Origin of the sequence: Turicibacter sp., assembly GCF_017941855.1 — a bacterium.
Classification (GTDB): domain Bacteria; phylum Bacillota_I; class Bacilli_A; order MOL361; family Turicibacteraceae; genus Turicibacter; species Turicibacter sanguinis.
Window position 1 is genome coordinate 12,051 of record NZ_JAGAVR010000033.1, and the last position, 12,300, is coordinate 24,350.

Sequence of the window (12,300 nt, forward strand, 5' to 3'; positions counted from 1 at the left end):
AACGGAAAGATCTAAGTTTTGCAATTTATTAAAACTTTAACCAATCATTGCTGATTGATTTTATTTCATGTAGTGAATGAAGGGAATTTAGAATGTTATGTGGTATAATTAGAAAAAATGGAGGGGAATCATGAAAAAAGGGATAAGTATCTTTATTTTAAGTATGTTATTAGCTGGATGTCAGTCTGTGACTTCAATGCCACAGCAAGAAATCGTAGAGGATAATCAAGGGGTTGAAGAAGAAGTCGAAGAGCTTTCTGATGTGCTGTTTAATCTTAATGAGCTAGGCGATGAGTATCTGCAGCCTTTGACGTTTTTAGGACGTCTTGGAGGTCATGATCTTTATTTGACAGTGCCATATACGCTAGATCATCAGGCCATTCTTTATCAGACGAGTGCATCTCGTTTAGATGTCATCAAAGAAGTGATGCTTGGGATGAGTGTTTTTAAGGTAAAGATTCTTGATAATCAATTGTATGTGATAACGGAAGAGGAGTTATTTATTTTTGATGAAGAGTTAGAAGTTGTTCAGGTAGAGGGATTACCTGATGTTATCAACGGAGAGGGGAAAATTTTGGGGTGTGACTTTAATCAGGATTTAACGATGATGAGTTATAGCAATACGGAGGGGCTTTGGTTATGGAATCAGGGGAGTGAACCGGTTTTGTTAGCCAAACCGATTTATTATGATGCTCAAAAGTTACTTGAAGTGTCGTATTATGGAATGCCAACGTTTATTAATAATGGACAACATTTAATAGCAGAAATCGGGGGATATGAAGCGGCAGCAGGATATTTGATCTGTGAATTAGCGTCACAGACTTGTGAAAAATTAGAGGTTCCTGCTCAAGCGAATATGATGGATTTAGCTTATAATGAAGATTACTTACAAATGTTTGTATATGAAGAGGATGATTTTGTCATGCGCTGGTTTGGGTTAAAGGAGCAGCAGTTTTTGGAGGGGGATTTGATTGAGTTTGAACCGGTAGAAGGGGAGACTCGAGAGATTATGGATTATATGCAGCAAGGAAATGAAATGGTAGTGGCGATTGGAATTAAAAATGAGGGACAGTTTTTTCCGAAATGGATTGATATTGAGCGTTATGAGATATTAGAAGATGGAATTTTAGAATTTTTAGAGCAGTTGACGATAATTGAGGACATTAAGGTCGATTTAATTGGATTTACCCAAGAAGGTAAAGTCATTTATTGCCTAGATCATGATGATTTAGGCTATTCGCAGCGAAATTTTTACGTAACGGAATAAAAAAAGTCAACAAATCAGAGGAAGCCGACATATATTGAAAAATATAGAAGGCTACTCTGATTTTTTTAGTTTGAGATTTGCTATGAGCTATTTTGCAAGCAAAAATTAAAAAAAGTTTTAGAGGCTTTCTTGATATAATCGACAAGAGGTCATATAATAGTGATGAAAAGGAAAGGGTTTTCAAATAAATGGGGGAGAATATGATGAAAGATGATAATTTGAAGGTTGTGTTACCAAATCATTTGAGAGGACGAAGTTTGGATACGAAAGTCATCCCCATGCTTTGTCATTTAAAAACAACATTAAATCATTTAGTGGAATTAAAAGGTGATGCTTCTTTATTAAAACAATGGGAGAAACGAAGTTATCGTGCCTATTGTTTAGGTGAAATTCAAGATTTGATTGTGGAGAGTTATCCTGAGGAATGGCCTGAAATTGTAAAAGAGCATATTTTGAGCAAAGATGTGAATGACTTAGGAGCGAGTTGTATCGATATTTATTTAGTCGCTTATGTGACTGAAACATTTGGTGTTGGTAAAGATGTTTTTATTGATTATGTGAAGTCAGCTGGTATTTCGACGAAAGATAATACAGCGAGTGCGATTTGGAAAGTTGGAAAAGCTGATGGGATTTATTTGGGGCTTTTAAATGGTGATGGATCGATTCGAGATATTAATTTTTTTAGACAATGGACTAAAACTGAATTTGTCTTATAAGGTGATGATGATTATTAAAAATTGAAATAAGACATAGGAGTGTAGGGGCCTATGTCTTTTTATTTTATGTAAGATGGTATCACTATTGGTTTGATACCTGTTTAGATAGGGGGCGTTTATCCGTTGCTTTTTTAGAATTGACACCTCAATGTAAAAAGAGGAAACATTAAGTTTCCTCTTTTTAGTGAGCTTCAGTTGTATCAATGGTATGAATGGTAACTTGTGTTCCATCTTGTTCAATGTCACCGATAATATCACCTGTTTCGGAAAGACCGATGAGTGAGAAATTTTCTCCTGTAAAATCAGGAGAATAGGCCATCCAAATATAGGTTCCCTCTATATCAGATTCGATAATTTTAGCGCTATGAGCGATGCTAAAAGACGGCTCTGTAATTAAGACTTCATGTAAGTTTTCATCTGTTGTGATTCCTGCATAAATCGTATAGGGAACATCTTCTGTTTTTTGAAGACTGACATAAGAAAGACCAGCTTGTGCTTCTAAATTTGAGATTTCATAAGCAATGTTGTAATCCATAAATTCATAACCTGAAAAGTTACGATTGACATAGGCGATAGATAAGGAATCCGTTCCGATGGTTCGATACAGTAAAATGCTACCATCTTCTGTTTTTTTCTCATAAAGGATTTCAATGGAATCAGCACCGGCGACAGACATGGCTTCTTCTGCTGTTTTAGAGGCTGTATTATATTGACAGATATAAACGATAGATAAAACAGTGACGAGTAGTGAGATACTAATGACAATTTTTTTCAATGGTTAATCCCTCTCTTCCTTAATATGCTATAGTATACAAAAGAAGAAAGAGATTTACGACGTGATTGACAAATGTTTTCAAAATTAAAAAAAGGAAGTGAACCATTAAAACAAAAAGGGGCAACATCTTACATAAAAAAAGTCTGCATTTTGAAAGATATTCGATTTAAAGGAATATTTGTCTTTTTCCATCCGCCTCATTTTATGAAAAAGTTAGGTCTATTTTGAGATTTTTGTCAATATAATGTAAACATGTAAACGAGCTGTCGGATACACGGCGATATTTTATGGATAAAGGGGACACGGATAGATGAAAATGGAGAAATTTTTGAAGGATGAGAATTGTTTTGAGGCGTTCTATGGAGGACGATATCGTTATGATCATTTAGTGAGATATCAATTAATGGATGCTTCGATTATGATTCCGAGACAGTTAGAGGTATTAATGAATTTGGATGGTTATGACTTAATGGCTATTGAGGGACAATCGAGCGTTGATTCTCCCCTTACTATTTCGATTACACGTCAACAACTCGATGAGGGGATGACACCTGTTATGAAAAATCAACAGTTGTTAATGAGAAAGTCTGCTGAAATTAAAGGAATTAAAGTGGATGGTTATCAGGGGATGATTATTAAAAATGACCTTGGGTTTAAAGGGTGTGAGACCTCTCTTATTGTGGTGGTGAATCAAATCATGATTAAAGTGACGGTTTTATTTAATGAATATTTTGTAAATATGGATGAGGTAACGAATAAAATTTTAAAATCTTTTCACCTTAACTTGCCACAAGATCCGAGTAATGCCTCAGTAAAAGAGATGAAGGCAATACCGATTCATGCAGATGAAGAGAGCTTGTCTCACACATTAAATCGGATGAAGAAATTATTTAAGGGACGTTTTATTGCCAAACAATTAGCCTAAAAAAAGCACTTTTATCAAAAGTGCCTTTAAAAATCTGAACTCATGATACCGCCTACTATCTCAACTAGTTCACTTAAACGTTTTTTGACGGTCTCTAATTCTTTTTTACTTTCATTAAAATCAGCCTGTAAAGACCAGAGATGACGATACAGAGATTGAACTTGCTCTTCTGAAATGAAAGGATCTTGCTCATGAGCTTCGATGTTTTTTTCAACTAAATCCATTTCGTGTTGAAGTTCAAAGAGATGATCTTGCAACGCATATTGCTTATTGGTTAATTCCATGTGAATTTCCACGACACTCAAAATAATTCCTCCTTTTTAAAAGTAGTTTGGCTATTTTTAGATTGATTATAACAAATACGGTGACAAAGTTGACACCCTATTTAGGGTATACAATGGAATTTGTCTTCGTTATAATTAAACATGAAGAAATCGTAGGACATGCAATCAAATAGACAAACTTAAGGAAATTTAAGGACGCCAAGCTACAGGGCTTAACTCAAGATGATGATGCTAGCTAGTTGCCATAGAAGGTAAGATAGATTCTTTTATGTTTAATGACACCTGTTTTTAGATAAAATGGCAATCACCTGTTTGCGGTAGTGTGAGGTTGCAGTCATTGAATCTACGGATTCTTTATTGGACCTGATCATAAAGCATCTCAAAAACGTTATGATCTAGGCTACTCATTCATTTCAATCTAGGACTCAAGCAATGGCACTAAAGTCCTAATTCCTAATCCTTTTTGGATTAGAGTCGTGATCATTTATGAGATGAAAGCATCGTATGGCCTCCCAATCGTATGATATGCCTTTTCATCCATGAATTGAAAATGACTCAGTATTGGCCTGTATCCCAAAATAGGAAAATACTTGTTAAATCATGTGAAGCAAGCAGATGGTTTTTTATTCTCCCAAAGTAGGAAATCATCGCTATCATCCTATTTGTTTATGAAAAAATTACCCAAATTCTTATGGTTTATAAACGAAAAAATACTCTAATAAAACATTACTCAATATCATTTAAAAGCTTTGATAAATGTTTAGTTTAAAAATGTGAATGAAACATTTTAAACTATATTTATCAGAGTTTTTTTTTGTTTAAGTTAAATCCACTCTATTTTAAGTAAGAGATCATGGTTAGCTGAATGAGATGATAACATCATTCAGTATGACGTGAGACTTACGATTGAGTAGGCCAAAAATGTAAAATTTATTATTTTAATAAGAAAAATATTTTAAGGATTGAAAATTTATTAATTATCTGTTTAAAAAAACAATAAAACAAAATCATAAGTTAGGTTTTATGGTTTTAAAGATAGGAAATGAAGGATTAGTATGGTAATATTATGTTATAAACTGTCAAAAAAAGGAATTTGATTCGAGGGAGAATAAACATGTATTTATCAGAAGTTGGGGCTCGTGATTATGAACAGTGGATTAGAGGAATTTTATTTAAATTAGAATATGACAATGGTCAAATTGAGGTTTATGCAAATGGTCATTTTATGGATGAAATGCCGTGTGAACAAGAATCTTATTTTAAATCAGCTGTGAATCATTACTTATGTCTTGTTAGAACTGGCCATGGCATTTATACTGTTCCGAAATTTGCGAGTAATGAAGAAGATTATTTTGTCTATGAGGTGGCATCATCAGAAGGTGAGTTGACGTACCTAGAAGATTATACTCATGTTGGATGGGGCATTGAGAAATTATCAGATGAAGAGTTAGCGTCTGGCGTCTTTTATCTTCCTAAAACGTCAGAAATCCTGCCTTCTTTGATTAAGAATAAGTGGTATACGATTATACACGGGTATTTTGAAGAAGAGACTTATGTTAAAAAGGTTTTGGTGCATCAGACGTTGGAAACGGTTGAATCTTATTTGCAAAGTGAACGTGCCATTAAGTCTTATTTAACGGGACATTTACAAATTTTTGATGAATCACGTGCTAGAAGATTACCGATTCAAGATATGAAGGCGTATATTTCACTAGAATGTAGTGATGGCGTAAATGAAATCTCTTTGTTACCTCGACTCTCTCAAATCGAGGTAAAAGAAAGTGGTCAGTTGTATTCGTTAACGGAACTGTCACAACATTACAGACTAGATGTGGTGGGGCTTGGATTACAACCTGTGGGTGTTTATAAAAAGATGGGGAGCCGTAACCGAAAGAAATGCGTTAAAGAAATTAAAGTATTTCATTTAGATGATATCCCTCAGTCTGCTCTTTGCCAATGTGGAGAGATGACATTAGAGAAGGGGAGATTAGAGGAGCGCCTTTGTTTAACGTGCTTAGAAGTTCGGAAACAAGTTGCACATGAACAAGGAAAATTACGACTCGAGTCGCAGTTTGAAAAATTTTTAAATGACCCAAATGCTTTAATTTTGATGGCATATGGAAATGAATCTAAACATTCTAAGATGATGATGCTCATTGATGTTGCGCTAGTGAATTTAGCGGGAGAAGTCGTGTATCAAACATTAGTTTATTCGAAACAACCACTGAGTGAAAAAGTGCTTGAGATGGGCTATGAAGAATCGATGTTTGAAAAGGCGCCTGATTTTTTAAGTATTAATGAGGAGTTACAAGCTCATTTAGTCGGAAAAAATTTATTATCTCATGTGATGACCAAGCGCGAAGGCGTTTTAATTCATACGTGTCGTCAAAATGGGGTGTGGTTAAATCAGTCTTATGAAACACTTTGCTTATTTCAATTAATTTATTATTGTTTTCATGATTTATATCCAAGTCCTGCAAAACTAGGAATTGAAGGTATTTGTGATTATTTCGATATCCCATATGTCTTTCCACGCAGTGCGAGTCGTGATGCATTAGCTATTTTAGAAATTGTTAAAAAGCTCGCTCAGAAAATGGATAGGGGAAGAAGATAGATGAGATATAAGGGAAAATTGTCAAAATAAAAAGCCAAATGAGGAGATTTCATTTACGGTGGAATAAGAAAAAAAGCGTATCAAGCCATTGCGATCTGATACGCTTTTTAGTTTACTCAGGGACATTGAAGAAAGTAGGAAGTAAGTCTTCTGAACCTTCTAAAATATCGTATTGAATTAATTCAAAGGTTAATAAAAGTTGTTGTTGTTTTGCTGTTAATTCATTAACTTGGTTTTGGTTAGCATCCATTTTAAAGTTGTTATGTAACACACTGAATTCTTCGTATAAATCAGATAAGAACATTTGGAAAGGTGTCAGTGGCAAATTAAGCTCTTTTAAGATTAGGGGAGCAATAAAGATTGGGCTGACATCATAAATGTTTTCAATGTTAAAGTCTTGGATGTTTGACATAATTAATAAAGGTGTTTCATAGAATAATTTAGCTGTCTGTGCATTTGGATCTTTATCAACGTATCCATGAGCAGCATGAATATCGGATGAGAAGTTGACTAAATGGTCTCCAAAGAAGACAACAACCGTTGGTTCATCATAGTTTTCAATTTTGGTAATAAAGTCTTTTAAGGCAGTATCTGTTTCTTTTAGACCCTCTGCATAAGTTTCCATTTCCTTGTTTTCAACTCCAGATGAATCTGTAACGGTTATGGACGTTGGACCGAATTTCTCATCAAAGATAGGGATGTGATTTTGCATGGTTAATCCATACGTGAAGGTAGGACCTTCTGTGTTTAGTAAATGGTCGTACATTTGATTAAATACGTATTCGTCTGTTACATATTTCCCACTATCAATATATTCAGGGGCTGTCATTTTATCAATTGACATAAATTCATCAAATCCAAGAGCTGGATAAACGAGACTTCGTTTATAGAAGGCTGCATTATTTGGATGAATCGCAATTGAAGAGTAACCTAAATCATCAAAGTAAGAGACAATCGATGGAATCTCTGTTTTTTGACTTAAAGCTTGTTGGAATGGGACGGTTCCTTCTAGTAATAAAGAGTTTGTAAAGCCAAGTAAAAATTCAAACTCAATATTTGCGGTACGGTTGCCTTTAAAAGGTGATAACATGTTCCCTGATGAATAAGTTTGCATGTATTGTCTTAAGTTAGGAAGTGGATCTTCACTAAATGTTAATTGATTAAACACAGTTGGATCACTTAATGACTCACTGACAATGACCATCACATTAGGTGTTTGGGTATTCGTTAAGTTTTGATTATATTCTTTTGCTTTTTCAGTATAATAATCAGTGATTTGTTGCATATTGGCTTCACTATAGTTTTCATTTTTAATCATCAAGTCGTTTTGAAGATTGGTGATAAATCCAAATAGGAAGCCATTTTGTTGATAGTTTGAAAGTTGGTTCCATTTTGAGAAATTCACTGTCTTAGTGACGATCGGATTCATGAATGTTTTATCGTAGTAAAAGGTTGAGGCGAGATAAAAAAGTGCTAAAACTAATCCAATGACACGGGATTTGAGTGTTAGTTTTGTTCCTTTACGTGTGAAGACGGAAAGAATAGCTAGACCAATGATGAAAGCCATTAATCCACCAATCAGAGCTGGCGATAAAATTTCTTTAACATAGCCTACGATTTCATCCATTTGCGATAACATAGACATATCTGACGGATAAATTGGTTCTCCAACGACAAGCATTTTATAGTAGTTCGCAATGCCAACGACAATTAATAAGAGGTTTGATAAGCTAATTGCTAAAATTAAGTGATTAAAAAGACAATATAATGCCAAACTAATACTAAAGACAATTGTTGAAGCCAAGAAAATTAAGTTGATATGATGTGCAATCCATGTCATGGTGATATCAAAGTTTGGGAAAAAGTAAATGATTTGCATCACTAAGATGGTCAGAATCGAAGTGAGTATTAAGTAGAAGAAAATACGAATCCACTTGATGAATGAATCATTGTGTTTCATTTTTACTTTTTTAAATAATCCGATTTCACTTCCCGTTATAGAAATGAAGAAGATCATTAATAATAGAGGACGATAAGAGACATTGGCAAGTCCGGTCCATTTAAATAAAGTGATGAGGAGGATAGGCAGTGCAGCATATCCAATGATTTCAGGTGATAAAGCTTCAACATTGAACCTTTGTGTCAGTTTGCCAGCAAAAGCCACCAGATAACTTAAAATGAGATAAAAAGCCATCAGCGAGCCCATATAAGCGAGGTTTAATAAAATAGGATAGTCGGGTGACACTTTAATTTTTAAATCGTTCTCTGTTGTACTATTTAAATGAATGGTTTTAACGAGATGATCGTTACGATAAATAGAAAGAGTTCCAGCTCCACTCGTTTTTAAAAGTTGGATGCCGATTAACTCATTTTTTAGGTTGGATAGAGTTAAAGGAGTACCATTAGAGCTTGCTAATGTTTCTTTAAAAATCCAATCATTGTCTGTCGTTAGAGTACTTAAATCCAAATTTTGATGATTTACATTCATTTGAGAAATTTGAACAGGTCCCTCACTCGCAACAAAACTTAATGAATAAGATTGTGTTAGAAAGGGTAATGGCCTCTCAATCGTAAAATTGAAATATGAGACACTAATTAAGGTGATTAAAAAAACAATAAGGTTTAGATTGGATTTATTTTTGACATTGATTTGCTTGGTTATGAAAAAATAAGCCACGCACCAAAGGGCTGTCACTAGGATACTTAATAGAAGTTGAGACGTTTGACTATTCGTCCAAGTGAGAATACCATAGGCTGTTAAGATTCCAATGCAAATCTTAAATAGATTAAACTGTTTCATTTTAAATCCCTCCTTCATAATCCGTTAATTAGAGTCTTGCATTTTGGCAAGCTTTTTTATTTAGATCATGAATTATAATCAAAGAATCATCCTATATTTTAAAGCATAATTCTTAGAAAAGATAGAAAAATGTCGAAAAAACTTACTGGTTTATTTTAGATTCCGTCAAAATCAAGATTAAAAATAAGAATACTTCATAGAAGATAGGTTAAGTTAAGGATAGAATCTTTTTTATCAATCCAAACTAAATGGACCTAAATTTTAATAAATGTATAAAAAATGTAGCAAAATAGTGAATATAGTAGTGATTTTGTATAGAAATGACGTGAACTATTGATTTGAAAGGCTAAGCTTTCTAAAATAAGTCTAGATGTCAGCAATGACACAAATTGTCGACGAGAATCGAAACTCAAAAATTAACTTATTTTTAAAACAGATTCTAATCTTTTTAATTATAATAATGAATTCTTGCACCAATATTGAAAATAGAAAGCGCTTGTTTATAGAATGTTTAAGTTAATGTGTTGTCAATTCAATAAAATATTGTTATCATGTATGTTTGTCACAATCGCTCGAATTTTAAACAGAAAGAGGATTGTCAAATAGAGTGATTTTGAGATGTCTTTATTTTAATGTGAGATAGAGCCATGTCAAATAAATCTGTTTCAACACCTATTATGATGAAGATTAAAGAGCTAACTTAAACGAATACAAATGACAACCATGTCTAAGTCATATTGAGGAGAGATTTATGGAAAAACTAATAATGATTAACTTTACGGTGGCAGCAATTTTTTTCGTCTGTTATTGTTATCAATTTCTATATGTAGCAACGGCCTTAGTTCAAAAAGATAAACCGCATAAAGAAGAAAAAGCTCATCATTTTGCCGTCTTAATCGCTGCACGAAATGAGGCAGAAGTGATTGGCCATTTGATTGAGAGTATTCAGGCACAAACGTATCAAAAGGGCAACGTAACGGTTTTTGTTGTCGCAGATAATTGTACGGATAATACCGCTCAAATTGCAAGAAATCTAGGAGCCGTCGTCTATGAACGCTTTAATCAAGATAAAATTGGTAAAGGCTATGCGATGGAATATTTACTAGACCAGATGGAAAGAAACAATGAGCGTTTTGACGGATATTTTGTTTTTGATGCGGATAATGTTTTGGATCAAAACTATATTTTAGAAATGAATAAAACGTTCTCCGATGGTTATGACATCATCACGAGTTATCGTAACTCCAAAAACTTTGGTGATAATTGGATTTCAGCGGGATACGCCATCTGGTTTTTATGGGAATCAGAATATTTAAATCGAGGACGTATGTTACTTGGAACAAGTTGCGCTGTCTCTGGAACAGGCTTCTTCTTTAGTCGTCGTATTATTGAAAAATATGACGGATGGAAATTTTTCTTGTTAACAGAAGATATTCAATTCACCGTAGATAATGTTCTTTCAGGCGAAAAAATTGGGTATTGCCGAAATGCCGTCTTATATGATGAGCAACCAATTAAATTCAAACAATCATTTAGACAACGTCTTCGTTGGGCAAAAGGATTTTTCCAAGTCTTTCGTCAATATGGTGGGAATTTAATGAAGGGGGCGCTTCGAAAAAACTCATCATGCTTTGACATGTTTATGGTCATTAGCCCAGCTATCTTCTTAACTATTTTTAGTATTTTATTTAATGGATTGGCTCTGTTATTGGGGGATTTCTCGCGTTATGAAGTGGCTGTTATTATTCGTAGTTTACAGCAAATGATTATTAATATTTACTTTACGTTAGTTGCCATCGGAGCGTTAACAACGTTTACGCAGTGGAATAAAATTCACACGACGAACTTCAAAAAAGTTCTGTATATTTTCACATTCCCATTATTTATGTTAACGTATATTCCTATTACGATTACGGCTTTATTTAAAAAAGTGGAATGGAAACCCATTGAACATAGTAAAGCAAAAACAATAGCTGAAATTAAGGAGGGATAAGGATGCTAAAACAAATGAGTTCGGCATTTTTTGCGCCATTGGATCAATATCCAAGTGCAGGGATGTTTACAAGCGCCCATCTTATCTCATTATTGGTTTGTTTTGTGATAGTAGGTGTGTGTTTACTTGCCTCAAGAAAGATGCAGTGGAAAACAGTGATGAAGTTAACCAAAATCTTAGCGGTTATCATCACCCTTCTCGAGCTCATTAAAATTGGCTATAACTTTTATTTCGGCTATACCTGGTTAGATGCATGGTTCCCATTATCGTATTGCTCATTGTTTATATATGCGTTATGGCTTAGTGGCTATGGAAAAGGCGTGTTTAAAAAACTCGGTGATGCATTTATTATCATGGGTGCTTTACTTGGGGGAATTGGATTTTTAATTTTCCCGACAACGTCACTCATGAGATATCCCATTTGGCATTACTTATGTTTATACAGTCTGTTCTTCCATACGGCTATGATTTATTTAAGCTTTATGTATTTAAAACAGCAAAAAACTTTAGTAAACCGAAAAACTTATGTTTATTTTAGTGTTTATTTTATGATAGGAGCCATGATATCAATTATCTTAAATGTTTTATTTGGATCAAACATTATGTTACTTCGAGAACCCTTTAATGTTCCATTTGCCTTTGTTCATGAAATTCAAAAACATAGTCAAGTCGCTTATACGCTACTGGCTATGCTAGCTTACTTAGTTGGACCTGCCCTATTTTCATTGATTGTCAAAATAATCTTGGCTCGTCAAACAAGAAAATTTAATTAATACAAAAAAACGTCTCACATTGTTGAGACGTTTTTTTTTGTATTCCACACTTTGTTCATGAGAAATAATAAACCAAAGACTTTCTCTAAATAGGAGGAGTCTTTTTGAAAATTGAATTGATAATTACCCGTATAATTCTTTTGCATGTAAAAT

General features: G+C 33.8%; 9 protein-coding genes and 1 riboswitch. Of the genes, 6 read left to right on the forward strand and 3 right to left on the reverse strand.

What is annotated here, in order from left to right:
- Positions 1-130: 130 nt before the first annotated feature.
- Together J6D32_RS05240 and J6D32_RS05245 are read left to right on the forward strand one after the other, a co-directional pair.
- Positions 131-1,267, forward strand: coding sequence for a hypothetical protein (locus J6D32_RS05240; protein WP_147633441.1), 1,137 nt, complete (start codon positions 131-133; stop codon positions 1,265-1,267).
- Between the two features lie 203 nt (positions 1,268-1,470).
- A complete protein-coding gene (locus J6D32_RS05245) occupies positions 1,471-1,983 on the forward strand; it encodes a hypothetical protein (protein WP_009606226.1) in 513 nt (170 codons plus the stop codon).
- A 181-nt stretch (positions 1,984-2,164) separates the two neighbouring features.
- Here the strand turns inward: J6D32_RS05245 and J6D32_RS05250 are convergent, their stop codons facing one another.
- The gene (locus J6D32_RS05250; protein WP_006783840.1) at positions 2,165-2,758 is read right to left on the reverse strand and encodes a hypothetical protein; all 594 of its coding nucleotides are present in this window, start codon (positions 2,756-2,758) and stop codon (positions 2,165-2,167) included.
- A 310-nt stretch (positions 2,759-3,068) separates the two neighbouring features.
- On the opposite strand from J6D32_RS05250, the gene J6D32_RS05255 reads away from it, so the two are divergent.
- Positions 3,069-3,683, forward strand: coding sequence for a hypothetical protein (locus tag J6D32_RS05255; protein WP_009606223.1), 615 nt, complete (start codon positions 3,069-3,071; stop codon positions 3,681-3,683).
- Between the two features lie 26 nt (positions 3,684-3,709).
- Here J6D32_RS05255 and J6D32_RS05260 read toward each other — a convergent pair whose 3' ends face one another.
- Positions 3,710-3,979, reverse strand: a complete 270-nt coding sequence (locus tag J6D32_RS05260; RefSeq protein WP_237701255.1) for a hypothetical protein — start codon at positions 3,977-3,979, stop codon at positions 3,710-3,712.
- 150 nt (positions 3,980-4,129) lie between these two features.
- Positions 4,130-4,214, forward strand: a riboswitch (cyclic di-GMP riboswitch).
- An 867-nt stretch (positions 4,215-5,081) separates the two neighbouring features.
- Here J6D32_RS05260 and J6D32_RS05265 point away from each other — a divergent pair.
- Entirely contained in the window at positions 5,082-6,581 is a 1,500-nt protein-coding gene (locus J6D32_RS05265; RefSeq protein ID WP_129821293.1) for a hypothetical protein, read from the forward strand.
- Between the two features lie 112 nt (positions 6,582-6,693).
- On the opposite strand, the gene J6D32_RS05270 is transcribed toward J6D32_RS05265, so the two are convergent.
- Positions 6,694-9,381 (reverse strand): LTA synthase family protein, encoded by a 2,688-nt coding sequence (locus J6D32_RS05270; RefSeq protein ID WP_009606239.1) that lies wholly within the window; start codon positions 9,379-9,381, stop codon positions 6,694-6,696.
- A gap of 751 nt (positions 9,382-10,132) precedes the next feature.
- Here J6D32_RS05270 and J6D32_RS05275 point away from each other — a divergent pair.
- Together J6D32_RS05275 and J6D32_RS05280 are read left to right on the forward strand one after the other, a co-directional pair.
- On the forward strand, positions 10,133-11,374 hold the full coding sequence (locus J6D32_RS05275) for a glycosyltransferase family 2 protein (RefSeq protein ID WP_006783835.1): 1,242 nt from the start codon (positions 10,133-10,135) through the stop codon (positions 11,372-11,374).
- 2 nt (positions 11,375-11,376) lie between these two features.
- The gene (locus tag J6D32_RS05280; protein WP_006783834.1) at positions 11,377-12,147 is read left to right on the forward strand and encodes a TMEM164 family acyltransferase; all 771 of its coding nucleotides are present in this window, start codon (positions 11,377-11,379) and stop codon (positions 12,145-12,147) included.
- Positions 12,148-12,300 lie beyond the last annotated feature (153 nt).